Annotated in this window: 21 protein-coding genes and 1 pseudogene; 21 read left to right on the top strand and 1 reads right to left on the bottom strand. The window is 67.1% G+C overall.

Annotated elements, in window-relative coordinates:
• Positions 1-52: 52 nt before the first annotated feature.
• A pseudogene (locus G6N13_RS24415) lies at positions 53-288 on the top strand (hemin transporter); the annotation flags it as partial.
• Positions 289-371: 83 nt separating this feature from the next.
• Here the strand turns inward: G6N13_RS24415 and G6N13_RS23795 are convergent.
• On the bottom strand, positions 372-1,211 hold the full coding sequence (locus tag G6N13_RS23795; RefSeq protein WP_163701348.1) for an aldo/keto reductase: 840 nt from the start codon (positions 1,209-1,211) through the stop codon (positions 372-374).
• A 258-nt stretch (positions 1,212-1,469) separates the two neighbouring features.
• On the opposite strand from G6N13_RS23795, the gene G6N13_RS23790 reads away from it, so the two are divergent.
• The 20 genes from G6N13_RS23790 to G6N13_RS23695 all read left to right on the top strand — a co-directional run bounded on the left by G6N13_RS23790 (position 1,470) and on the right by G6N13_RS23695 (position 25,335).
• Complete coding sequence (locus G6N13_RS23790) at positions 1,470-2,543, top strand: alpha/beta hydrolase (protein WP_163701345.1); 1,074 nt, start codon at positions 1,470-1,472, stop codon at positions 2,541-2,543.
• Positions 2,544-2,615: 72 nt separating this feature from the next.
• Positions 2,616-3,437 carry a DsbA family protein gene (locus G6N13_RS23785; RefSeq protein WP_163701342.1) on the top strand — a complete coding sequence of 274 codons (822 nt, stop codon included), beginning with the start codon at positions 2,616-2,618 and terminating at the stop codon, positions 3,435-3,437.
• On the top strand, positions 3,434-4,072 hold the full coding sequence (locus G6N13_RS23780; RefSeq protein ID WP_163701339.1) for a vitamin K epoxide reductase family protein: 639 nt from the start codon (positions 3,434-3,436) through the stop codon (positions 4,070-4,072). Before G6N13_RS23785 ends, G6N13_RS23780 begins: the two co-directional genes overlap by 4 nt.
• Positions 4,073-4,108: 36 nt before the next feature.
• The gene (locus G6N13_RS23775) at positions 4,109-7,525 is read left to right on the top strand and encodes a pyruvate carboxylase (RefSeq protein WP_163701335.1); all 3,417 of its coding nucleotides are present in this window, start codon (positions 4,109-4,111) and stop codon (positions 7,523-7,525) included.
• Positions 7,522-8,073 (top strand): 16S rRNA (guanine(966)-N(2))-methyltransferase RsmD, encoded by a 552-nt coding sequence (gene rsmD / locus G6N13_RS23770; protein ID WP_163702481.1) that lies wholly within the window; start codon positions 7,522-7,524, stop codon positions 8,071-8,073. The genes G6N13_RS23775 and rsmD overlap by 4 nt, the downstream gene beginning before the upstream one ends.
• A gap of 11 nt (positions 8,074-8,084) precedes the next feature.
• On the top strand, positions 8,085-8,582 hold the full coding sequence (gene coaD, locus G6N13_RS23765) for a pantetheine-phosphate adenylyltransferase (protein WP_163701332.1): 498 nt from the start codon (positions 8,085-8,087) through the stop codon (positions 8,580-8,582).
• A 49-nt stretch (positions 8,583-8,631) separates the two neighbouring features.
• Entirely contained in the window at positions 8,632-8,787 is a 156-nt protein-coding gene (locus G6N13_RS23760) for a hypothetical protein (RefSeq protein ID WP_163701329.1), read from the top strand.
• 181 nt (positions 8,788-8,968) lie between these two features.
• Positions 8,969-9,706, top strand: coding sequence for a cell division protein SepIVA (sepIVA, locus tag G6N13_RS23755; RefSeq protein WP_163701325.1), 738 nt, complete (start codon positions 8,969-8,971; stop codon positions 9,704-9,706).
• A 59-nt stretch (positions 9,707-9,765) separates the two neighbouring features.
• Complete coding sequence (locus G6N13_RS23750) at positions 9,766-10,371, top strand: YceD family protein (protein WP_163701322.1); 606 nt, start codon at positions 9,766-9,768, stop codon at positions 10,369-10,371.
• A gap of 41 nt (positions 10,372-10,412) precedes the next feature.
• Positions 10,413-11,072, top strand: a complete 660-nt coding sequence (rnc, locus tag G6N13_RS23745; RefSeq protein ID WP_407663951.1) for a ribonuclease III — start codon at positions 10,413-10,415, stop codon at positions 11,070-11,072.
• The gene (gene mutM / locus G6N13_RS23740; RefSeq protein ID WP_163701316.1) at positions 11,065-11,913 is read left to right on the top strand and encodes a DNA-formamidopyrimidine glycosylase; all 849 of its coding nucleotides are present in this window, start codon (positions 11,065-11,067) and stop codon (positions 11,911-11,913) included. Before rnc ends, mutM begins: the two co-directional genes overlap by 8 nt.
• A gap of 31 nt (positions 11,914-11,944) precedes the next feature.
• Positions 11,945-12,361 (top strand): OsmC family protein, encoded by a 417-nt coding sequence (locus tag G6N13_RS23735; protein ID WP_163701313.1) that lies wholly within the window; start codon positions 11,945-11,947, stop codon positions 12,359-12,361.
• Complete coding sequence (locus tag G6N13_RS23730) at positions 12,348-12,629, top strand: acylphosphatase (protein WP_179965045.1); 282 nt, start codon at positions 12,348-12,350, stop codon at positions 12,627-12,629. The genes G6N13_RS23735 and G6N13_RS23730 overlap by 14 nt, the downstream gene beginning before the upstream one ends.
• Positions 12,630-12,764: 135 nt before the next feature.
• On the top strand, positions 12,765-16,355 hold the full coding sequence (smc, locus tag G6N13_RS23725; protein ID WP_163701307.1) for a chromosome segregation protein SMC: 3,591 nt from the start codon (positions 12,765-12,767) through the stop codon (positions 16,353-16,355).
• 449 nt (positions 16,356-16,804) lie between these two features.
• Positions 16,805-18,160, top strand: coding sequence for a signal recognition particle-docking protein FtsY (gene ftsY / locus G6N13_RS23720; RefSeq protein ID WP_163701304.1), 1,356 nt, complete (start codon positions 16,805-16,807; stop codon positions 18,158-18,160).
• A 194-nt stretch (positions 18,161-18,354) separates the two neighbouring features.
• Positions 18,355-19,692, top strand: coding sequence for an ammonium transporter (locus G6N13_RS23715; protein ID WP_163702479.1), 1,338 nt, complete (start codon positions 18,355-18,357; stop codon positions 19,690-19,692).
• A 5-nt stretch (positions 19,693-19,697) separates the two neighbouring features.
• On the top strand, positions 19,698-20,036 hold the full coding sequence (locus tag G6N13_RS23710; RefSeq protein WP_005148837.1) for a P-II family nitrogen regulator: 339 nt from the start codon (positions 19,698-19,700) through the stop codon (positions 20,034-20,036).
• Between the two features lie 75 nt (positions 20,037-20,111).
• A complete protein-coding gene (locus G6N13_RS23705) occupies positions 20,112-22,595 on the top strand; it encodes a [protein-PII] uridylyltransferase (RefSeq protein ID WP_163701301.1) in 2,484 nt (827 codons plus the stop codon).
• A gap of 96 nt (positions 22,596-22,691) precedes the next feature.
• Positions 22,692-24,257, top strand: coding sequence for a signal recognition particle protein (gene ffh, locus G6N13_RS23700; RefSeq protein WP_163701298.1), 1,566 nt, complete (start codon positions 22,692-22,694; stop codon positions 24,255-24,257).
• Between the two features lies 1 nt (position 24,258).
• Positions 24,259-25,335, top strand: coding sequence for a metal-dependent hydrolase family protein (locus G6N13_RS23695; RefSeq protein ID WP_163701296.1), 1,077 nt, complete (start codon positions 24,259-24,261; stop codon positions 25,333-25,335).
• The last annotated feature ends 11 nt before the right edge of the window (positions 25,336-25,346 follow it).

Raw genomic sequence — 25,346 nt, 5'->3', positions numbered from 1 at the left:
GGTAGTCAAGACCCCGATGTATTGCACATTCTGTATGCGCAATACACTGCCCGTCGACGATCCGTCCGGCGTCGTGCTGCTGACCGTCCTCGGCGATAGGAACTCGAATACCGTTGCAGCACAGTATTTGTCAGTTGATTTGACACTGCTGGACGGCGCGCGCCAGCTGCGGCAATACAGCTTGGTGAACGCCCCGGGCACCGCCGAGCTGACCTTCGCGGTCAAGCCCGGCCGCAACCGCGCGGCGGGGCGCCGGTGGTCCTGATCTCCGCCGGGATCGGCATCACAACGGACCGCGTCCACTGCGAACTGTTCAGCCCGAACGACTGGCTGCTGGACCAGCGGCGACAAGCTCGGCGGCGGGGAAATCCCTAGGTGCCGGTGTAGGTCTGCGGGTTTGGCCGGAACCGGGTCCCGTCGTCGAGCCCGCTGAGGGTCTGTACCTCGGCGGGAGTGAGCTCGAAGTCGAACACGTCAGCGTTTTCAGCGATCCGCGCCGGATTGGCCGAGCGGGGGATCACGACGTTACCCAGCTGCAGACTCCATCGGATCAGCACCTGGGCGGGCGACTTGCCATGTGCCGCAGCCACTTCGGCGACCACAGGCAGCTCGAGCAGGTTGCCGACGCCGAGCGGGCTGTACGCCTCGGTCACGATCGAGTGGTCGGCATGCACCGCGCGCAACTCGGCTTGATTGAGCAGCGGATGCAGCTCGACCTGGTTGACGGCGGGCGTGAAGTAGCTCAGGTCGATGATGTTCGACAGATGTTCGGGAGTGAAGTTCGAGACGCCGATCGACTTGATCAGGCCGTCCTGGCGGGACCGCATGAGACCGCCCCAGGCGTCGACGTACCTGCCGTTCTGCTCGGCGGGCCAGTGGATGAGATAGAGGTCCACGTGATCCAGGCCAAGCCGTTCGAGGCTGGCTTTGACGGCGTCCTGGGCGGCTTGGAAACCCTGGTCCTCGGTGGCGAGCTTGGTGGTGATGAACAGCTCGTCGCGGGGGATGCCCGACGCGGCGATCGCGCGGCCGACGATCTCCTCGTTGCCGTACGCCGCAGCGGTGTCGATCAATCGGTAACCGGCCGCCAGGGCGCTGGCCACCGCGTTCTCGGTCTCCTCGGCGGACAACTCGGCGACGCCGAGGCCCAGCGCCGGGATGATGTTGTCGTCGTTGAGCGTGACGGTGGGGATCGGGGCCGCCGGTGTCATGTCACCTGCCTGTGCAATAGGAGTTTGTCCAGGTCGGTACCCGGGCATGATCGGTTGTCGGGTCACCGACTTCGGGATGACGATAGTACGGACAGCGACATCTTTGCTGAGCAGGCTCGGTGCGCCGTCCCGGGCGGACGCCGAAGTTATCGCCTTCGTCGGCCAACGGCCCAGGCCAGAGGCTGACAGGCCGCTACCAGCGCGGGTCCCGTACGCTGCGGCGATGCCGACCACACAGCAGGAGTGAGGGGAGCGGCAATGCCAGAAAGCCGGTTTTCCCAGCGCGCGCGGGCCGTGAGTGCCCGAGCCGGAGTCACGATGATTCCTCGACTCCCGACTGCTCTGAAGCGTCTGATGTCGGGCGGTCGGGCGATCACGATCGACGGAAACACCCTCGATCCCTCGATCCAGCTGATGCTGGTCGCGCAGCGCGCGGTCGGCATCAGCAGCCTGGCGATCGACGGCGATCCGGTCGCCACCCGCAAGCAGAACCGGGAAGCGACGGCCAGTCTGGACGAGGCCGACGTCCACGTCGCCGGCATCGAACCCGTCGCCATCCCCGGCCCGGCCGGGACCATCGCGGCCCGACACTACAGCCCGATCGGCGGCGATCCCGCACCGCTGCTGGTCTTCTTCCACGGCGGCGGCTTCGTCTTCGGCGACCTGGAAACCCACGACACCGCGTGCCGGCTGATCTGCCGCGATGCCGGGGTTCACGTGCTGGCCGTCGACTACCGGCTGGCACCCGAACACAAGGCGCCCGCCGCTTCTGAGGACTGCTACGCCGCCTATCTGTGGGCCCTCGAACACGTTGTGGAGCTGGGCGCCGACCCCGACCGGATCGCGGTCGGCGGTGACAGCGCCGGTGGCTGCCTGGCCGCCCTGGTGACCCGGCAGGCCCGCGATGCGGGCGTCCCGCAGCCCGTTCTGCAATGGCTGATCTACCCGGTCACCGACCTGCGCGGCAACACCACATCGCGCACCCTGTTCGGCGATGGGTTTCTGCTGACCAAGCGCAATATGGACTGGTTCGAGTCCGCCTACGTCGAGGGATCGGGTCTCGAGGTCGCTGACCCGCGGGTCTCGCCGCTGGTGGCCGACGACGTGGCCGGACTATCTCCGGCGTTGGTGATCACCGCCGGGTTCGACCCGTTGCGTGACGAGGGCGAGCAGTATGCGGACAAGTTGCGGGCGGCCGGTGTGACCGTCGATGCCCGCCGGATGGGCCCGATGACCCACGCGTTCCTGAACCTGAATGCACTGGGCGGGCAGGTCAGGCAGTGCAATGCCGAGATGATCTCGGCATTGCGGGCCCACCTCGCCCGCAGCTGACGGGGCTCAATTGCGCCGCCGGTACTGTAGAGGAGCTCACACCGAGTCTTGACAGCGAGGATCAGCCGACCCGTGGCCACCAATAAGAAAAGTGCCCCCCGCTACGACCTGAAAGCTCAGGATCGCAAGCGCAACCTCTTCATCCAGCTTGGGTTGACCGCGATTGTCGTGATCTTCGCGGTCGGCCTGGTCCTCTATATCGTGATGGGCCACGACAAGAACAAGGGCAACGGCAACGCACAGGCCGTCCGGATCGCGTCCAGCTCCGTGATCAAGAAGGACGGCACCGACGAGCCCAAGGCCGTCCTGTCGCTCTACGAAGACTTCCAGTGCCCGCACTGCCGCGAGTTCGAGAAGACGTTCGGCCCGACCATCACCAAGCTGGTCGACAGCGGCGCGATGGCCACCGACTACTACATGGTCGCGATCCTCAATTCGTCGTTCAACAAGAACTACTCGACGCGCGCCGCCAACGCGGCCTACTGCGTCGCCGACGAGAACAAGGACGCCTTCCTGCGCTTCCACGGCGCGCTGTTCGCCCAACAGCCCGAGGAGGGCTCAGACAGTGCGCCGGCCAACAACGCGTTGATCGAGACCGCCCGTCAGGCCGGTGCGGCCGGCAGCGTCCCGCAGTGCATCAACTCCGGTAAGCACAGCGACATGGTTGAGGGACTCGCCAAGGCCACCAAGATCCAGGCGACACCGACGATCCGGCTCAACGGCCAGGACATCAGCCCCGCATCGCCCGAGGATCTGGTAGCCAAGGTCAAGGCGATCGTGGGCAACGTGCCCGGACTGGATTCCGCGGTGCCCCCGACGCCCGGCGCCCCGGCCGCTCCCGCCCCGACACCCGCGGCACCGGCTCCCGCGGCTCCGGCGACACCGACACCATGAGTGTGGCGACCCCGGCACCGGTGGAACCGACGGAATCCGCCCCGTCGGGTGCCGCGCCGAGCGGAGTCGCAGTGCGCGCGACTAGCGCATGGTGGGTGTTGATCGCCGGCGTTGTCGGATTGATCTCCTCGGTCACCCTGACGGTCGAGAAAATCGAGATTCTGGTCAACCCGGCCTACGTGCCGAGCTGCAGCATCAACCCGGTGCTGTCGTGCGGGTCAGTGATGATCACCAAGCAGGCCTCCGCATTCGGCTTCCCCAACCCGCTGATCGGTATCGCCGGTTTCACCGTCGTGGTGGTCACCGGCGTGCTCGCCGTCAGCAAGGTGCGCCTACCCCGGTGGTACTGGCTGGGTCTGACGGCCGGTACGGCGCTGGCCGTCGTGTTCATCCACTGGCTGATCTTCCAGACGCTGTACCGCATCGGCGCGCTGTGCCCGTATTGCATGGTGGTGTGGTCGGTCACCGTTCCGCTTCTGGTCGTGGTGTCCTCGATCGCGTTGCGCCCACTCGCGGGCAATGCGCTCGCCAGGGTGCTCTACACCTGGCGATGGTCGTTGGTGGCGCTGTGGTTCACCGCGGTGATGCTGCTGATCCTGGCCCGGTTCTGGAACTACTGGTCAACGCTCATCTAGAGGGTGTCGGATCGGCAACGGGGGTAGGGTCCGTCTGTGATTTCGAAAGTCCTTGTCGCCAACCGCGGTGAGATCGCGATTCGCGCCTTCCGCGCCGCCTACGAGATGGGCATTGGCACGGTGGCGATCTATCCCTACGAGGACCGGAACTCGCTGCATCGGCTGAAAGCCGACGAGTCGTACCAGATCGGCGACATCGGGCATCCGGTGCGGGCCTATCTGTCGGTCGACGAGATCGTTGCCACCGCGCAAGCCGCCGGCGCTGACGCGATCTATCCGGGTTATGGCTTCCTGTCGGAGAATCCCGAACTCGCGGCGGCCTGCACGGCTGCGGGCATCACGTTCATCGGACCCGACGCCGCGATCCTGGAACTGACCGGTAACAAGGCGCGCGCGATCGCGGCCGCCCGCGAGGCCGGCCTGCCAGTGCTCGCCTCGTCGGAACCGTCATCGTCGGTGGAAGAACTGGTCGAAGCCGCCACATCCATGCATTTCCCGGTGTTCGTCAAGGCCGTCGCCGGCGGCGGCGGACGGGGTATGCGCCGAGTGAGCGAGCCCGCCGCGCTCGCCGAATCCATTGAGGCGGCCAGCCGCGAGGCTGAATCCGCGTTCGGTGATCCGACGGTGTTCCTCGAGCAGGCGGTGGTGAATCCGCGCCATATCGAGGTGCAGATCCTGGCCGACACGCACGGCAACGTCATTCACCTCTACGAGCGCGATTGCAGTGTGCAGCGCCGCCACCAGAAGGTCATCGAGTTGGCTCCCGCGCCGAACCTGGATCCCGCTCTGCGGGAACAGATTTGCGCTGACGCCGTCGCGTTCGCCGGTCAGATCGGTTACACCTGCGCGGGCACCGTCGAGTTCCTGCTCGACGAGCGTGGTCGGCACGTGTTCATCGAGATGAATCCCCGGATTCAGGTGGAGCACACCGTGACCGAGGAGATCACCGACGTGGACCTGGTGTCGGCGCAGCTGCGGATCGCCTCGGGGGAGGCGCTGGCCGATCTCGGCCTGAGCCAGGAGGCGATCCAGCCGCACGGCGCCGCATTGCAATGCCGCATCACCACCGAGGACCCGGCCAACGGGTTTCGGCCCGACACCGGCCGGATCACCACCTACCGCTCGCCGGGTGGCGCGGGAATCCGGCTCGACGGTGGGACGTCCCTGGGCGCCGAGGTTGCTGCCCATTTCGATTCGATGCTTGTCAAGCTCACCTGCCGCGGCCGGGACTTTCCCACCGCCGTGGCGCGGGCCCGGCGCGCGGTCGCCGAATTCCGCATCCGCGGCGTGTCGACGAATATCCCGTTCCTGCAAGCGGTTCTGGACGATCCGGATTTCCAGTCCGGCCGCGTCACCACCTCGTTCATCGATGAGCGCCCGCAGCTGCTAACGTCGCGCGCGTCGGCCGACCGCGGAACCAAGATGCTGAAGTACCTGGCGGAGGTGACGGTGAACTCGCCCTACCGCGACCGTGACCGGGTGTACCCGCAGGACAAGCTGCCCGACATCGACATAACGACCACGCCGCCGCCGGGAAGCAAGCAGCGCCTGGTCGAACTGGGTCCGCAGGGATTCGCCAGGTGGCTCAGGGACTCTCCGAGTGTCGGTGTCACCGATACGACGTTCAGGGATGCACATCAGTCTTTGCTCGCGACTCGGGTGCGTTCATCGGGGCTGCTGAAAGTCGCGCCCTACATCGCCAGGATGACGCCAGAGCTGCTGTCGATCGAATGCTGGGGCGGCGCGACTTACGATGTGGCACTTCGGTTCCTGAAGGAAGACCCGTGGGAGCGGCTGGCTTCGCTGCGTGAGGCGATCCCCAACATCTGTTTGCAGATGCTGTTGCGCGGCCGCAACACCGTGGGCTACACGCCGTATCCGGAGGCGGTGACTCACGCGTTCGTAGAGGAAGCGGCGGCCACTGGAATCGATATCTTCCGCATCTTCGATGCGCTGAACAATGTCGAGTCGATGCGGCCCGCCATCGATGCGGTGCGCCAAACCGGTTCGGCGGTAGCCGAAGTCGCCATGAGCTATACCGGCGATCTGACCAACCCCGGCGAGACGCTCTACACGCTGGACTACTGGCTGCGGTTGGCCGAGCAGATCGTCGACGCCGGCGCACACGTGCTCGCGATCAAGGATATGGCCGGCCTGTTGCGCCCGCCGGCGGCCGCCACTCTGGTGTCGGCGCTGCGCAGTCGCTTCGATCTGCCGGTGCATGTGCATACCCACGACACCCCCGGCGGTCAGCTGGCCACCTACACCGCGGCGTGGCATGCGGGTGCGAGCGCAGTCGACGGGGCGGCAGCGCCGCTGTCGGGCACCACAAGTCAACCGCCGCTGTCGGCGATCGTCGCGGCCGCGTCGCACACCCCGTTCGACACCGGTCTGAACCTGGGCGCGGTCTGCGATCTCGAGCCGTACTGGGAACTGTTGCGGCGGGTGTACGCCCCGTTCGAGGCAGGCCTGCCCGCTCCTACGGGGCGCGTCTACCACCACGAGATCCCTGGCGGCCAGTTGAGCAACCTGCGCACGCAGGCGATTGCGCTCGGGCTGGGGGAGCGGTTCGAGGACATCGAGGACGCCTACGCCGGAGCCGACCGGATCCTCGGGCGGCTGGTCAAGGTCACCCCGTCGAGCAAGGTCGTCGGAGACCTGGCGCTGGCACTGGTCGGTGCGGGGATCACCGCCGAAGAGTTCGCCGAAGACCCTGCACGCCAGGACATCCCGGATTCGGTGATCGGCTTCTTACGCGGAGAGCTAGGCGATCCGCCCGGCGGCTGGCCGGAACCCCTGCGTAGCAAGGCATTGGAAGGCCGCGGCGCTGCCAAACCTGAACAGCCGCTGTCGATCGAGGACGAGAAAATCCTCGGCGAACCCGGCCCGCTGCGCCAGGCAACCCTCAACCGGCTGCTGTTCCCCGGGCCGACCAAGGAATTCGAAGCCCACCGCGACGAGTACGGCGACACATCGGGCCTGTCGGCCAACCAATTCTGGAGCGGTCTCCGCCACGGCGACGAACACCGCATCGAACTCGAGCGCGGCGTCGAGCTCATCGTCGGGCTGGAAGCCATCTCCGATCCCGATGAGCGCGGGATGCGCACGGTCATGTGCATCATCAACGGGCAGCTTCGTCCGGTACTGGTGCGCGACAACAGCATTGCCGAAACCGTGCCGACCGCAGAAAAAGCCGACCGCGCCAATCCCGATCACGTCGCCGCCCCGTTCGCCGGGGTGGTCACCGTCGGTGTCGCCGTCGGCGACCAGGTCGAGGCGGGCCAGACCATCGCCACCATCGAGGCGATGAAGATGGAAGCTGCGATCACCGCACCCAAGACGGGCGCCGTCAACCGCGTCGCCGTGTCCAGCACCGCCCAGGTTGAAGGCGGCGACCTCCTGGTCGTGATCGGTTCGGCGGGCAGGAGCGGAGCGACCGGGGGAACAACCTGACGAGGATCGTCGGGGGCGCTGCCGGTGGTCGGCGTCTCGAGGTGCCGCCGCGCGGAACGCGGCCGACCACGGATCGGGTGCGTGAGGCGTTGTTCAATGTCCTTGCCGCACGTCGGGATTTCGACGGACTGCGGGTGCTGGACCTCTACGCCGGCTCCGGTGCGCTTGGCCTGGAAGCGCTGTCCCGCGGTGCGGCCTCGGCGCTGTTCGTCGAAAGTGATTCGCGCGCAGCGGCGGTCATCAAACGCAATATCGACACCCTTGGGCTGGCCGGTGCGATGGTGCGCCGCGGTGCGGTCGCCACCGTTTTGGCGGCGGGGGCTGACAAGCCGGTCGATCTGGTCCTCGCCGACCCGCCGTATGAGGTGTCGACCGCCGAGATTGAAATGCTGCTGGACAGTCTGGGGCGCAACGGCTGGCTGCGCCCCGAATGCGTCGTGGTGGTGGAGCGGCCGGCCTTCGCGGCTGAACTCACCTGGCCGGCCGGCTGGACGGCGTGGCCGGTGCGCCGCTACGGAGACACCCGGGTTGAATTGGCGGGCTGCTAGCGTCTTCGCCTATGAGTGGCGCGGTATGTCCGGGATCGTTCGATCCGGTGACGTTGGGCCATATCGACGTGTTCGAGCGCGTGGCCGCGCAATTCGACGAAGTGATCGTCGCCGTCCTGATCAATCCCAAGAAGTCAGGGATGTTCGATATCGATGAGCGGATCGCGATGATCGACGAGGCCACCACCCACCTGCCGAACCTGCGAGCCGAGTCGGGGCAGGGGCTGGTCGTCGACTTTGTGAAAGACCGCGGGTTCACCGCGATCGTCAAGGGTCTGCGCACGGGCACCGATTTCGAGTACGAGCTGCAGATGGCCCAGATGAACAAGCACGTCGCCGGGGTGGACACCTTCTTCGTGGCCACCACGCCGCAGTATTCTTTCGTCTCCTCATCGCTGGCCAAAGAGGTGGCGGCCTTCGGCGGTGACGTCTCGGCGCTGCTGCCGGAGTCGGTTAACCGCCGACTGCAGGCCAAGCTGTCGATTTCCTCAAACGCCAGCACAACCTGATCAAGGACATGTCCGACGAGGTTCGGCACGCCTCGGAGTCGAAGGCCACGTGACCGACGGTGACAGTATCGTCGACGCCCTGCTTGCTGAAGAGCATCAGGCCAAGGAGGACTTGTCGGCCCTGGAGAAGATGGACATGGACGCCGCGGATCTCACGCGGATGCTCGACCGCGCCCGCGATGCGATTTCGGCGGCGATCAAGTAGCGAGCCCACTGGGCGGATTGCCCGCGCCGTAGACGTCAGCCCGACATAATCTCCGACGGGACGCCCTCTGACCGGTGCGCTTACCAACAACGTCTTTCCGACACACCGGCATGTCGTCACAGTCACAGGCGTAACACCAGGCACACTAGTCACTACCAACTACGCCCAGGAGGGTGGCGCCGTGTACCGAGTTTTTGAAGCGCTCGATGAGTTGAGCGCGATTGTCGAAGAGGCCCGCGGCGTTCCGATGACGGCTGGTTGCGTGGTCCCGCGCGGTGACGTGCTGGAGCTCATCGACGACATCAAGGACGCCATCCCCGGCGAGCTCGACGACGCCCAGGATGTGCTGGACGCCCGCGATTCACTGCTGCGCGAGGCCAAAGAGCATTCCGATTCGATGGTGTCGAACTCCGCCGCCGAGGCAGACTCACTGCTGAGCCATGCCCGCGCGGAGGCCGACCGGCTGCTGGCGGATGCCAAATCGCAGGCCGACCGCATGGTCGGCGAGGCCCGCCAGCACAGCGAGCGCACCGTTCTCGAGGCCCGCGAGGAGTCGAGCCGTCTGGCGGCGACCTCCAAGCGTGAGTACGAGGCGGCCACCAGCAGGGCGAAGGCCGAGGCCGACCGGCTGGTGGAGAGCGGCAACATTTCCTATGAGAAGGCTGTTCAGGAAGGCATCAAGGAGCAGCAGCGGCTGGTCTCCGAAACCGAGGTCGTGCAGGCGGCGCACGCCGAAGCGACCCGGTTGATCGACACCGCACACGCCGAAGCCGACCGCCTGCGCGGTGAGTGCGATATCTACGTCGACAACAAACTCGCCCAGTTCGAGGACTACCTCAACGGCACTCTGCGTTCCGTCAGCAGGGGTCGTCACCAGCTGCGGACCGCCGCCGGGACCCACGACTACGTGCAGCGCTGAACGGCACGGCCTGCGCCTACTGGCTGAATCAGGTCGCGCCGGGTTTTAAGATTGACTTCATGGCGACGTCACGCAGTGCCCGAATGAGGCCCAACTCGCGGTTGCCGCTGGTGTTCGATATCTCCCGGCTGGGACGGCGTCCCGGCTCCATGCTGGAGGTGCGCGAGACTGTGTCGAGCCCGTCCCGAATCGGGTTGGACCTGATCGCGATCGAACGCGGTGCGGATGTGAATCTGCATCTGCGTCTGGAATCGGTGTCCGAGGGAGTGCTGGTCACCGGCACGCTGCACGCGCCGACCCGCGGTGAATGCTCCCGGTGCCTGACGCCGTTCACCGGTGACGTCGAAATCTCGTTGACCGAACTGTTCGCCTATCCCGACAGCGCAACGGAATCCACGACCGAGGAGGACGAGGTCGGTCACGTCATCGACCAGACCATCGACCTCGAACAGTCGATCGTCGATGCGGTCGGCCTGGCCCTGCCGTTTACTCCGGTGTGCACCGAGGACTGCCCGGGGCTGTGCACGAGGTGCGGTGTCCCGTTGTCGAGTGCCGAACCGGGCCACCACCACGACGAGATCGACCCGCGTTTTGCCAAGCTGAAGAACATGTTTCCCGCCGCAGACGAGGGGAACAACCCCGGGCGGGGGGCCGGCGCTTCGTGAGTCCGCCACGTGAGAATCTGCTGGACGCCCTCGGCGTTGACATGCCGGAAGAGTTGCTGACGCTGGCGTTGACCCACCGCAGCTATGCCTACGAACACGGCGGCCTGCCCACCAACGAGCGGCTGGAGTTTCTCGGCGACGCGGTGCTTGGGCTCATGGTGACCGACGAGCTATTCCACCGCCACCCGGACCGCTCCGAAGGCGACCTGGCCAAGCTGCGCGCCAGCATCGTCAACACCCACGCGCTGGCCGATGTCGGGCGCGCACTTACCGACGACGGGCTTGGCGCGTACCTGTTGTTGGGCCGAGGTGAGCTCAACACCGGTGGGGCCGACAAATCCAGCATCCTGGCCGACGGGATGGAATCGCTGCTGGGTGCGGTGTACCTGACGCACGGTATCGACACCGCACGCAAGGTCATCATGCGGTTGTTCGGCGCTCTCCTGGACACCGCGCCGACGCTGGGCGCCGGGCTGGACTGGAAGACCAGCCTTCAAGAGCTCAGTGCGTCAAAGGGTTTGGGCCCGCCGAACTACCTCGTGACCTCAACGGGGCCCGACCACGACAAGCTGTTCACGGCGACCGTCGTGGTGGGGGAGACCGAATACGGCACCGGTGTGGGCCGCTCCAAGAAGGAAGCCGAACAGAAGGCCGCAGCCCAGGCATGGCAGGCCATCAAGGGCCAACAACCGGATGCCTGAACTGCCGGAGGTCGAGGTCGTCCGGCGCGGCCTACAAGCCCACGTGGCCGGCAAGACGATAACCGCGGTGCGCGTGCACCATCCGCGCGCGGTGCGCCGACATGAAGCGGGTGCGGCCGATCTGACCGCTCGGCTGCTCGATGCGAAGATCATCGACACAGATCGGCGCGGAAAGTACTTGTGGCTCAACCTCTCCGATGACACCGCTCTGGTGATCCACCTGGGGATGAGCGGGCAGATGCTGCTCGGCGAAATCCCCAACACCAACCATCTGCGGATTGCGGCGGTGCTCGACGACGGCACCCCGCTCAGTTTCGTCGACCAGCGCACCTTCGGCGGGTGGCAGCTGGCCGATGTTGTCGTGGTCGACGGCAGCCGGGTCCCCGAGCCGGTGGCCCACATCGCTCGCGACCCGCTTGACCCGCTCTTCGATCGCGAGACCGTTGTTACGGTGTTGCGCCGCAAGCACTCTGAGATCAAGCGGCAGCTGCTCGATCAAACCGTGGTCTCCGGCGTCGGCAACATCTACGCCGACGAGTCGCTGTGGCGGGCCAAGATCAACGGCGCCCGACTGGCCGAGAAGCTGACGCGCCGCGAGCTCGGCGAGCTGCTCGACGCGGCCACCGAGGTGATGCGTGAGGCGCTGGGGCAGGGTGGCACGTCCTTCGATTCGCTCTACGTCAACGTCAACGGCCAGTCGGGTTACTTCGACCGGTCGCTGAACGTCTACGGCCGCGAGGATCTGCCCTGCCCGCGCTGTGGCACGGCAATCCGCCGGGACAAGTTCATGAATCGCTCGTCGTACTACTGCCCGAAATGCCAGCCGCGTCCGCGTGGTTGAAGACAGCACCGACCAAAGGAGCGCACGGCATATGACCGATCTGTGGGTGGAACGCACCGGCGTGCGGCGCTATACCGGGCGTAGCAGTCGCGGGGCTGAGGTGCTGATCGGTTCGGAGACCGACGAGGGCGTCTTCACCCCCGGTGAGCTGCTCAAGGTCGCACTGGCCGGCTGTAGCGGGCTGAGCAGCGATCAGCCGCTGCGCCGCCGGCTGGGCGATGACTACCCGGCCGTGATCAGAGTCTCCGGGCCGGCCGACCGGGAGCAGGAGCGTTACCCGCTGCTCGAGGAGAAGCTCGAGATCGATCTGTCCGGACTGTCCGCCGAGGACGTTGAACGCCTGGTGGTGGTGGTCAACCGGGCGATCGAACAGGTCTGCACCGTGGGGCGCACTCTCAAATCCGGCACCGATGTCCAGTTCGAGGTGGCCGACGTTGGCCGGACCTGACGTCCGGCTGACCGCCTGGGTGCACGGCCACGTGCAGGGCGTGGGTTTCCGCTGGTGGACGCGGTCGCGGGCCCTGGAGCTAGGCCTGACGGGCTACGCGAGCAACCAGGCCGACGGGCGGGTGCTGGTCGTGGCGCAGGGTTCCCGCGCGGCCGGCGAGCGGTTATTGGAGCTGTTGCGGGGCGGAACGACGCCCGGTCATGTCGACACCGTGATCGCCGACTGGTCAGCTGCCGGTGAGACGCTGCGCGGTTTTGTCGAAAAGTAAGCCCCAGAAGTAACATTCGTCACTTCAGCCCCGCCTGTTCGGAAGCAACCGCTGGGTGATGAACGTCTGGGAAGACGTTAACCACGCAGCACGGTTGCGCGAACAGGCCCTCCTGCGCCGGTAAGGTTGCACCCCGTGTACCTCAAGAGTCTGACGCTGAAGGGCTTCAAATCCTTCGCATCGCCGACGACTCTGCGCTTCGAGCCGGGCATCACCTGCGTGGTCGGCCCCAACGGCTCCGGCAAATCCAATGTCGTCGACGCGCTGGCCTGGGTGATGGGCGAGCAGGGCGCCAAGACCCTGCGCGGCGGCAAGATGGAGGATGTCATCTTCGCCGGCACCTCGTCGCGAGCGCCGCTCGGGCGTGCCGAGGTCACGCTGACCATCGATAACTCCGACAATGCGCTGCCCATCGAGTACGCCGAGGTCTCGATTACTCGCCGGATGTTCCGCGACGGTGCCGGTGAGTACGAGATCAACGGCAGCGGCTGCCGGCTGATGGACGTCCAGGAGCTGTTGAGCGACTCCGGTATCGGCCGCGAGATGCACGTCATCGTCGGCCAGGGCCGGCTCTCGCAGATCCTCGAGTCACGGCCCGAAGACCGCCGGGCCTTCATCGAAGAGGCCGCCGGTGTGCTCAAGCACCGCAAACGCAAGGAAAAGGCGGTCCGGAAGCTGGATTCGATGGCGGCCAACCTGGCCCGGCTCACCGATCTGACCACCGAGCTGCGCCGCCAGCTCAAACCACTGGGCCGCCAGGCGGAGATGGCGCGACGCGCCCAGACCATCCAGGCCGATCTGCGCGACGCCCGGCTGCGGCTGGCCGCCGATGATCTGGTGGTCCGCCGGGCCGAGTTCGCCGGCGCCGATAACACCGAGACCATGCTGCGCCGCGAGCACGACGAAGCCGCGACCCGCCTCGTGGTGGCCACCGAGGCGCTGACCGCCCACGAGGCCGCCGTGGCCACGCTGTCCGAACGCACCGACGCCGCCCAGCAGGCATGGTTCCGGCTGTCCGCGCTGGCCGAGCGGGTCAGCGCCACGGTCCGCATCGCCAGCGAGCGCGCGCAATACCTGGATGCCGAACCCGCCGCGGGCACCGGCCCGGACCCCGACGCCCTGGAAGCCGAGGCCGACGAGGTCGCGGCCCGGGAGCGGGAGCTGCTGGCCGAGCTGGCCGAAGCCCAGTCCCGGCTCGAGGTCGCCCGCGCCGAGCTCGGTGAACGCGAACGCGCGGCCACCGAAGCCGAACGCGCACACATGGCGGCCGTGCGCGCCGAAGCCGACCGCCGCGAAGGCTTGGCCCGGTTGTCCGGACAGGTTGACACCTTGCGTGCCCGGGTCGAGTCCATCGACGACGGGGTGGCGCGACTGACCACTGCGATCGAGGAGGCCGGGGCCCGAACTGAGCACGCCAGGGCCGAGTTCGAGACCGTGCAGGGCCGCGTCGGTGAGCTCGATCAGGGTGAGGTCGGGCTCGACGAACAACACGATCGCTCGATCACCGCACTGCGGTTGGCCGATGAGCGGGTGGCCGAATTGCAGTCCGCCGAGCGCGCCGCCGAGCGGCAGGTCGCCTCATTACGAGCGCGCATCGATGCGCTCTCCGTCGGGTTGGAACGTAAAGACGGTTCGGCATGGCTGACTCAGAATCACAGTGGCGCAGGGCTTTTCGGAACCATCGCCAAACTGGTTCGGGTGCGCTCGGGCTACGAGGGGGCGTTGGCGACGGTGCTGGGCGCAGCCGCCGACGCGGTGGCCGCTGATGACTCCTCCGCCGCCCGCTCCGCGGTGCGCGCGCTCAAGGACGCCGACGGCGGCCGGGCCGCAATCGTGTTGGGGGACTGGCCGATAACGGCGCGGCCGGCCGGTGCGTTGCCCGACGGCGTGACCTGGGCGCTGGATCTGATCGAGGCGCCGCAGCGCCTTCAGGGTGCGATGACCGCGATGCTATCCGATGTCGCCGTCGTGGGCGACCTGGGTGCGGCGCTCGATCTGGTATCCGCGCGTCCGACGCTTCGTGCGGTGACGCGTGACGGCGACCTGGTGGGCGCGGGCTGGGTCAGCGGAGGCTCTGACCGCAAGCCCAGCACACTGGAGATCGCTGGCGAAATCGACAAGGCCAGAACCGAACTCGCTGCTTCCGAGACGCTGGTCGACGAGCTGTCGGCAGCACTGACCGGCGCGCTGGCTGAGCAGGGCAACCGCCAGGAGGCCGCCGAGGAGGCCCTGGCCGCGCTCAACGAATCCGATGCCGCGATTTCAGCGATCTACGAGCAGCTCGGCCGGCTCGGGCAGGAAGCCCGAGCGGCCGAGGAGGAGTGGCGCCGCCAGCTGGCCCAACGCGGCGAGCTGGAGGCCAGCCGGCTGCAGACGGTCCAGGAGCTCACCGAGCTCGAGAACCGGCTGGCCACAGCGCAAGACGACCAGACGGCCGTCGATGACGAGCCGGTGGATCGCCAGTACATGCAGGCCGCGGCTGAAGAAGCCCGTGCCGTCGAGGTAGAGGTGCGGCTGGCGGTGCGGACCGCCGAGGAACGCGCGAATGCCGTTCGCGGGCGTGCGGATTCACTCCGCCGCGCCGCGGTTGCCGAGCGGGAGGCGCGGGTTCGCGCGCAGCGCGCCCGCGCTGCCCGCGAGCATGCCGCCGCGGTGGCGGCCGCGGTGGCCGACTCCGGCCGCCGCGTCGCCGAGCGGTTGGCTGGTGTTGTCGCCGCCGCGTCCCGCCGCCGCGACAGCCTCGCCGCAGAGCGCCAGGAACGGGCCGCCGCGATGACCGCTGCTCGCGAAGAAGTGACCGCACTGAACAGCCGGATCACCGCGCTGACCGACTCGCTGCATCGCGACGAGGTGGCCAAGGCCCAAGCCGCCATGCGAATCGAACAGCTCGAGGGCATGGTGCTCGAGCAATTCGGTATGACCGCCGACGATCTGATCGCCGAGTATGGCCCCGATGTGTCGCTGCCGCCGTCGGAGCTGGAGATGGCCGAATACGAACAGGCCAAGGAGCGCGGCGAGCAGGTCACCGCGCCCGCACCGATGGTGTTCGACCGGCCGACCCAGGAGCGCCGTGCCAAACGTGCGGAACGCGAGCTGGCCGAGCTGGGTCGGGTGAATCCCCTTGCGCTGGAAGAGTTCGCGGCTCTGGAGGAACGCTATAACTTCCTGGCCACCCAGCTTGAGGACGTCAAGGCCGCGCGCAAGGACTTGCTCGACGTCATCTCCGATGTCGATGCCCGGATTCTGCAGGTGTTCGCTGAGGCCTACGCCGACGTCGAGCGTGAATTCGAACAGGTCTTCTCGGCGTTGTTCCCCGGCGGTGAAGGTCGGCTGCTGCTGACCGACCCCAATGATTTGCTCACCACTGGCGTCGAGGTGGAGGCCCGCCCGCCGGGCAAGAAGGTCAAGCGCCTCTCGCTATTGTCCGGTGGTGAGAAATCGTTGACTGCGGTGGCGATGCTGGTGGCGATTTTCCGGGCCCGCCCATCGCCCTTCTACGTCATGGACGAGGTCGAAGCTGCCCTCGACGATGTGAACCTGCGCCGGTTGATCGGGTTGTTCGAGCAGCTGCGGTCGCAGTCACAGCTGATCGTCATCACCCACCAGAAGCCGACGATGGAAATCGCTGACGCGCTCTACGGCGTCACGATGCAGGGTGACGGCATCACCACGGTGATCTCGCAGCGGATGCGCGGCGAAGAGCTGGTGTCGGCCAGCGGCGGATAGTCCGACGGTGAAGCCGGTGTGCGTGCTCATCCCACCGGCCGGTGGTGTCGCGGCCTTTGCTGGTATCCATTGGCCGCCAGTTCTGGAGGAGATGCGATGGTGCTTCGCGTTAACGTCGAATCGTTGGCCGGACCGAATCTCTGAGTGGCCATGCCCCTCACTATCGGTGATATCGAACGCTGGCATGCCGGCGAGGTCCGCGAGGTGTTTCATGCCGCAACCAGCAGTGCTGAGGTGGCCGTGGATGCTGCGGCTGGGCTCGCGACGTCACCGGCGTTCGAGACGTGGGGCGGCAGACGTGGCACGGGAGGCGATTGGCCAGACGCGCAAGGATCGCGATACGCACGGCAACGAGGCGCTGGCGGTCCGGCGGTCTGATCCATCGTCATTAGGTGCCCCGTCGTCCAGGGGGCGTATGGGCCTGCACCGAGCCCTGAAACAATGGCACGGTGTCAGAGGGTCTCTGGATCGCTATAGCGGTCATCGCCGTCCTGCTCATCGCTGCAATCGTCGTCGGGCTGGTGCGGTTCCGGCGGCGTCAGATCAGTCTGCGCCCCAGCTCAGAGACTCCCGCACCGATCGACCGATCCGGTGGATACACCGCCTCGACGGGCATTTCGTTCAGCTCGTCGGCACCGACCCCGCCCGCACCGCCCACGGCGGACGTCACCGGCCTGCCGGGCGTCGGTGACGACGCAGCGTTGCCGCGCGACTCGGTCAAGCGTCCGATCGCCGATGTGCGGCTGCCCGAGCCGGAGGTGCGCGAGGAGCCTGTCACCGAGGTAGCCCCCGAAGCGCCGGTAGCCCCGCCCGCCCCGCCCGTCGAGCCGGAGGCGCCAGCGCCGCCGCCGGTCACACCCGCCGCCCCCGCCCTCGACGCCATCGCCCCAGCCGAAGGCCGCCTGGAGCGCCTGCGCGGGCGGCTCGCCAAATCGCAGAACGCGCTGGGCCGCGGCATGCTGGGCCTGCTCGGCGGCGGCGACCTCGATGAGGCGTCCTGGGAAGAGGTCGAGGACACCCTGCTGATCGCCGATCTCGGGCCCGTCGTGACCGCTTCGGTGATCGAGCAGCTGCGCAGCCGGCTGGCTGCCGCGACCGTACGCACCGAGGCCGAAGCCCGCGCGGTGCTGCGCGACGTGTTGATCGCCGAGCTCAACCCCGGCCTGGACCGCTCGATCAAGGCCCTGCCGCACGCCAACAAGCCGTCGGTGCTGCTGGTCGTGGGCGTCAACGGGACCGGCAAGACCACCACCGTCGGCAAGTTGGCCCGGGTCTTGGTCGCCGATGGACGCCGGGTCGTGCTCGGCGCCGCCGACACGTTCCGGGCGGCCGCCGCCGACCAGCTGCAGAGCTGGGCATCGCGGGTCGGCGCCGAGGTGGTTCGTGGCGCAGAAGGCGCCGACCCGGCGTCGGTGGCCTTCGATTCGGTGGACAAGGGCATCGCGACCGGGGCCGATGTCGTCGTCATCGACACGGCCGGGCGACTGCACACCAAGACCGGCCTGATGGACGAGCTCGGCAAGGTCAAGCGGGTGGTCAGCAAGCGCGCTGCCGTCGATGAGGTGCTGCTGGTGCTCGACGCGACCATCGGTCAGAACGGCCTGGCACAGGCGCGGGTGTTCGCTGAGGTCGTCGACATCACCGGTGTGGTGCTGACCAAACTCGACGGCACGGCCAAGGGCGGCATCGTCTTCCGCGTCCAGCACGAACTGGGCGTCCCGGTGAAGCTTGTCGGATTGGGCGAAGGGCCCGACGATCTGGCGCCATTCGAGGCGGCAGCGTTCGTAGACGCGCTACTCGGATAACCCGCAATCCCTTCTGAGCGGGGCCAATTGCGGGACTTAACACCCGCGAAACGAAGACAGTCAATCCGTTCACACGCGCGAAACACCTAGGCGTCGTAGCTGAAACAACTACTGCGCATTGTCATGGCCTAGGTCAACGGTGCCTAACCGTGGCATGGGTGAAGGAGATACTGCGAGTGGATGGATTCCCGATAATGGGCGCGCCGGACACCGGTGACACCGCGTGGATGCTTGCGAGCGCCGCGCTAGTGCTGCTGATGACGCCAGGCCTAGCCTTTTTCTATGGCGGCATGGTGCGTGCCAAGGGCGTGCTCAACATGCTCATGATGAGTATTAGCGCCATGGGCGTTGTCACCGTCTTGTGGGTGCTATACGGCTACTCACTGGCATTCGGCAACGACAAGTTCAACTTGTTCGGCGACCCCAGCCAGTACTTCGGTCTCAAGGGCTTGATCGGCGGCACGTACGCGCAGCTCACCCCGACGGATCCGGCTGTGTCAATCCCGTTGGCCGGGACCATTCCCCAGGTCGTCTTCGTGGCCTTCCAGCTGATGTTCGCGATCATCACGGTCGCCCTGATCTCCGGTGCGGTCGCCGATCGCCTGAAGTTCGGTGGCTGGCTGGTCTTCGCCGGGCTGTGGGCAACCTTCGTGTATTTCCCGGTTGCCCACTGGGTGTTCGCCTTTGACGGCGTGACTGCTGAGCACGGCGGCTGGATTGCCACCAAGCTCAAGGCAATCGACTTCGCCGGTGGCACCGCGGTGCACATCAACTCCGGTACCGCCGGTCTGGTGCTCGCGATCATCCTAGGCAAGCGCCTCGGATGGCCGGGCGCCCCGATGCGGCCGCACAACCTGCCGTTCGTGATGCTCGGCGCCGGTCTGCTGTGGTTCGGTTGGTACGGCTTCAACGCCGGTTCGGCGGTGGGCTCCAACGGAATTGCCGGTGTCACCTTCATCACCACGACCGTCGCCACCGGTGCGGCGATGCTCGGCTGGCTGCTCACCGAGCGGATTCGCGACGGACATGCCACCACCCTGGGTGGTGCGTCGGGCATCGTGGCCGGCCTGGTCGCGATCACGCCGTCCTGCTCGTCGGTGAATGTTGTTGGCGCACTCGCGATCGGCGCGGGCGCCGGCATCATCTGCGCGCTCGCTGTCGGCTTGAAGTACAAGCTGGGCTTCGACGACTCGCTCGACGTGGTCGGCGTCCACCTGATCGGCGGCCTGTTCGGCACCCTGATGGTCGGCCTGGTGGCCACCTCAGAGGCACCGGCAGCGGTTTCCGGCCTGTTCTACGGCGGTGGTTTCGATCAGTTGATCAAGCAGGCCATCGGCGCCTTCGCGGTTCTGGGGTACTCCGCGGTGGGTACCGCTATCTTGGCCTTGATCGTCAAGTACACCATCGGACTGCGGCTTGATCGCGAGGAAGAGGCATCCGGCATCGACGAAGCCGAGCACGCGGAGACCGCGTACGACTTCGCAACGGCTGGCACAGGCTCGGTTCTCGGTCGTCACGGCGCGGAGGAATGAGGGAAATGAAACTGATTACTGCGATCGTCAAGCCGTTCACGCTGGAAGACGTCAAGACCGGCCTCGAGCAGACGGGTATCCTTGGGATGACCGTCAGTGAGGTGCAGGGATACGGACGCCAGAAGGGTCACACAGAGGTGTACCGAGGCGCGGAATACTCCGTCGACTTCGTACCCAAGGTCCGCGTGGAGGTCGTGGTCGATGACTCTGCCGTCGACAAGGTCGTGGACGTCATCGTGCAGGCCGCCCGCACCGGCAAGATCGGTGACGGCAAGGTGTGGGTCAGTCCGGTGGAGACCGTTGTTCGGGTCCGCACCGGCGAGCGGGGGTCCGACGCTCTCTGACGCATCCGATGTGACGTTTTCTCGCGGCCACACCGAATAGGCGTTAGTTCGAGGGTCGGCCGTGGGAGGACTGAGATGACAAAGCAATCAAGAGATCCCGCCGCCGGCGCTTCCCGATGGGAGGCACCGGCGGCGGGCTCGTCCAAGCCCGCGAAGGATCTGGCCGGGGCATGCCGGCAGTTGCTGGAAGGCGGTCAGCGCCAACTCGATTCGGTCGACTTGCGCGATGCTCTGCTGGATCTGCACGAATTCTGGCTGTCCGCCAAAGCCACCGAGATCGGGATCACCCCCACCAGTGGGTTCGCGATCGTCGCCACCGGGGGACTGGGCCGCCGCGAATTCGTGCCCTATTCCGATCTCGATCTCATGTTGTTGCACGACAACATGCCCGTCGACATCGTCAGTCAGGTTGCCGAACTGTTGTGGTATCCGTTGTGGGACGCCAACATTCGCCTTGATCACAGTGTCCGCACTGTGCCCGAGGCGCTTACCGTGGCCAGTGAGGACATCTCGGCGGGGTTGGCGATGCTGGAGGTGCGTCATATCGCCGGCGATGCCGAGCTGTCCCAACTGCTGGTCGGTGGCGCCCGCAGGCAGTGGCGCACCGGGATCGGCTCCCGGTTCGACGAGCTCGTCGAACTCACCCAGGCGCGCTGGGAGCGCAGCGGTCAGATCGCGCACCGTGCCGAGCCCGACCTGAAGTGCGGCCGCGGTGGTCTGCGCGATGTCCAACTGCTCAATGCGCTGGCGATCGCGCAGCTGGCCGATGTCTACCCGAGCCACTCGCTGGCCTCGCCGACCGGATCGCTGGGCGAGGCGCACCTGGCGCTGCTGAACGTGCGCACCGAATTGCATCGCTCCTCCAAGCGTGGCCGCGATCAGCTGCTGGCCCAGTTCGCCGACGAGATCGGTGCCGCGCTGCGCATCGGCGACCGGTTCGATCTGGCCCGGGTGCTCTCCGACGGGGCGCGCACCATCAGCTACTACGTCGATGCCGGATTGCGAACGGCTGCCAATGCCCTTCCCAAGCGCGGGCTTTCGGTATTGCGCCGCCCCACCCGTCGCCCGCTTGACGAAGGCGTGGTGGAGTTCGCCGGGGAGGTCATCCTGGCGCGCGACGCCCGCCCGGAACGCGATCCGGGCCTGATCCTGCGGGTGGCCGCCGCCTCGGCGACCACCGGGTTGCCGATTTCGGGTTCGACACTGAGCCGGCTGGCGGCCTCGGCCCCCGAGCTGCGCACGCCGTGGCCCCGGGATGCACTCAAAGACCTGCTGGTGCTGCTGGCCGCCGGTCCGGCGACCGTCGCCACCGTCGAAGAGTTGGACCGCACCGGGTTGTGGGGGCGGCTCTTCCCGGAGTGGGGAGCCGTGCGCGACCTTCCGCCGCGCGACGTTGTCCACATCTGGACCGTCGACCGGCATCTCGTCGAAACTGTCTCGCGGGCAAGCGCTTTCACAACCCGAGTGTCCCGCCCCGACCTCCTGGTGCTCGGTGCGCTGCTGCACGATATTGGGAAGGGTCGCGGTGGCGACCACAGCGTGATCGGTGCCGACCTGGCCGTGCAGGTCGGCACCCGGCTGGGCTTGTGGCCGTCGGATATCGACTTGCTCGCTGCGATGGTCCGCTATCACCTGCTGTTACCCGACACCGCGACACGCCGTGATCTGCAGGATCCCAAGATCATCGCCCGCGTCGTCGAGGCGCTCGGTGGTGACCCGGTGCTGCTCGAGTTGCTGGACGCCCTCGCCGAGGCGGACTCGCTGGCCACCGGCCCCGGGGTGTGGGGCGACTGGAAGGCCTCACTGATCGGTGACCTGGTCCGGCGCTGCCGGCTGGTGCTGGCTGGGGAGCCCTTGCCGCAGGCGGATCCGATTGACCCCCATCATCTTTCGCTTGCCGCGGATCACGGGGTGCATGTCGAGATGACGCCAGGGGACGGCGCCCACACCTACAACGTGGCGATCATCGCCCCGGACCGGCGAGGCCTGCTGTCCAAAGCGGCCGGTGTGCTCGCGCTCAACTCGCTGCGGGTGCACTCGGCATCGGTCAACAGTGCTGATGGCTCGGCGATCAATACGTTCGTGGTGTCACCGCATTTCGGTGCGCCACCCGCCGCCGAGCTCTTGCGACAGCAGTTCATCCTCGCCCTCGACGGCGAGCTCGACGTCATCGCCGCACTGGAGAAGCGCGACCGGGAGGCGACCCAATACGGCACCGGCCGGGTGGGGGAGCACAAGCCGGCCGTGCCGATCAACGCCGTGCCCGCTCCGCCGCGCATCCTGTGGCACGACGGCAGTGACGAGGGTCAGCTGGTCGTCGAGATTCGCACCACCGACCGCACCGGGCTGCTCGCACTGCTCACCGGAGTGTTCGAACGCGCCGCGGCGGATATCGCCTGGGCCAAGATCATCACGCTCGGCTCGTCCGTGGTCGATGCGTTCGGTATCTCGGTGCAGGATCTGGATTCCGTCGACGATGTGCGTCTGCAGCTCGAAAAGGATCTCTATGCAGTGCTCCCAGCGCCCCCGCCGGCCCAGCCCGTCGTGGAAGCCAGCTAGGGGAGCCGGCAAATCGACACCAGGGTCGTGGTTGACGTCCTAGGCGCGACCATGGCGTCGATCTCGCCGCAGCCCTGCGCCCGCTAGGCTTACCCCGTGTTTGAATCCCTGTCCGACCGGTTGACCGGTGCGCTTTCCGGCCTGCGTGGCAAAGGCCGGCTCACCGACGCCGATATCGACGCGACCACGCGTGAGATCCGGCTGGCGCTGCTCGAGGCGGACGTCTCGCTGCCGGTCGTGCGTGCCTTCGTCAATCGCATCAAGGAGCGGGCGCGTGGCGCCGAGGTCTCCGGCGCACTCAACCCTGCCCAGCAGGTCGTCAAGATCGTCAACGAGGAGCTCATCGGCATCCTCGGCGGTGAGACCCGCCAGCTGGCCTTCGCCAAGAACCCGCCGACGGTGATCATGCTGGCCGGCCTACAAGGAGCCGGTAAGACGACGCTGGCCGGCAAGCTGGCCAAATGGCTCAAGGGCCAGGGCCACACCCCGCTGCTGGTGGCCTGCGACCTGCAGCGCCCCGGGGCGGTCAACCAGCTCAAGATCGTCGGCGAGCGGGCCGGCGTCAACGTCTTCGCCCCCCACCCGGGCACCGCACCCGACGCTGCCGACACCGATGCCGCTGGGCCCGGTGACCCCGTCGCCGTCGCGGCCGCCGGCCTCGCCGAAGCGCAGACCAAGCATTTCGACGTCGTCATCGTCGACACCGCCGGCCGTCTCGGTATCGACGATGTGCTGATGGCCCAGGCCGCCGCGATTCGCGACGCTGTGCACCCCGACGAGACCCTGTTCGTCCTGGACGCGATGATCGGCCAGGATGCGGTGGCCACCGCCGAAGCCTTCGGCACCGGTGTCGGGTTCACCGGTGTCGCGCTGACCAAGCTCGACGGTGACGCCCGCGGTGGCGCGGCGCTGTCGGTCCGCGAGGTCACCGGCGTCCCAATCCTGTTCGCGTCGACCGGTGAGAAGCTCGAGGACTTCGACGTCTTCCACCCCGACCGGATGGCCGGTCGCATCCTCGGCATGGGCGATGTGCTGAGCCTGATCGAACAGGCCGAGCAGGTTTTCGACCAGGAGAAGGCCGAGGAGGCCGCCGCCAAGATCGGGTCCGGTGAGCTGACGCTGGAGGATTTCCTCGAGCAGATGCTGATGATCCGCAAGATGGGCCCGATCGGCAACCTGCTGGGCATGCTGCCCGGTGCGGGTCAGATGAAGGACGCCCTGGCCACTGTTGACGACAAGCAGCTCGACCGGCTGCAGGCCATCATCCGCGGCATGACGCCGCAGGAGCGTGCCGACCCAAAGATCATCAACGCCTCACGGCGGCTGCGCATCGCCAACGGCTCCGGTGTCACCGTGTCGGAGGTCAACCAGCTCGTCGACCGCTTCTTCGAGGCGCGAAAGATGATGTCACAGATGGCCGGAGCGATGGGCATGCCCTTCGGTCGGCGCTCATCGAAGAAGGCTGCCAAGGGCAAGAACAAGCAGTCGGGCAAGAAGAAGAGCGGCAGGGGACCGACGCCGCCGAAGCGCAATCCGCTGCTCGCCGGTGGTATGCCCGGTGGTTTCCCCGACCTGTCCGGAATGCCCGAGGGGCTCAACGAGCTGCCTCCCGGGTTGGCCGACTTCGATCTGTCCAAGCTGAAGTTCCCGGGCAAGAACTAGCGTGCCCGCCCGGGCCCTGCATGTTCGCGGCCGCGGCCTGCCCGATGGCGAGCCCGTCGAATGGTGGATCGTCGACGGCGTCCTGCGCGCCGAACCGGTCGCCGATGCTGACACCGTCTTTGACGGCGGCTGGGTCCTCCCGGGTCTGGTCGACGCGCACTGCCATGTCGGGCTGGGGGAGCACGGCGAGATCCCGCTCGACGAGGCGATCGCCCAGGCCGAGGTGGAGCGCGGGGCCGGTGCCCTACTGCTGCGCGACTGCGGCTCGCCGACCGACACCCGTAGCCTCGATGATCACCACGATCTGCCCCGCATCATCAGGGCTGGGAAGCATTTGGCCCGCCCGAAGCGCTACTCGCACGGTTTCGCCATCGAACTCGAAGACGAGTGGCAGCTACCCGAAGCGCTGGCGCAGCAGGCCCGCCGCGGCGATGGGTGGGTCAAACTCGTCGGCGACTGGATCGACCGGTCGGTGGGTGACCTGGCGCCGCTGTGGTCCGATGACGTCCTACGCGCCGCGATCGCAGCCGTGCACGATGAAGGCGCCCGCGTCACCGCACACGTGTTCAGTGAGGACGCCCTGCCCGGCCTGATCGGCGCCGGTATCGATTGCATCGAGCACGGTGCCGGCCTGACCGACGACACCATCGCGATGATGGTCGAGCACGGCACTGCCTTGGTGCCCACCCTGATCAACATCGAGAACTTTCCCGGATTCGCCGACGCCGCAGGCAAATACCCGACGTACGCCGCCCATATGCGCGACCTCTACGCCAGCTGCTATCCGCGGATGGCCGCCGCTCGGGAGGCCGGCGTCCCGATCTACGCTGGCAGCGACGCGGGCAGCACGATCGCCCACGGCCGCATCGCTGACGAGGTCGACGCCCTCAAGCGCATCGGGATGAGCCCGACCGAGGCGCTCGGCGCGGCCTGCTGGGATGCTCGGCGGTGGCTGGGCCGGCCCGTCAACGACGACGGCGGCCCGGCGGATCTGGTGTGTTTCATCGAGGATCCGCGCGGCGGCGCCGACGTGCTGTGCCACCCTGACCTGGTGATCCTGCGCGGCCAGGTTTACTAGCGGGTTGCTCC

The sequence above is a fragment of the Mycolicibacterium sarraceniae genome (genome assembly GCF_010731875.1).
In the GTDB taxonomy this organism is placed as follows: Bacteria; Actinomycetota; Actinomycetes; order Mycobacteriales; family Mycobacteriaceae; genus Mycobacterium; species Mycobacterium sarraceniae.
This window is presented reverse-complemented; position numbering and strand designations above follow the sequence as displayed.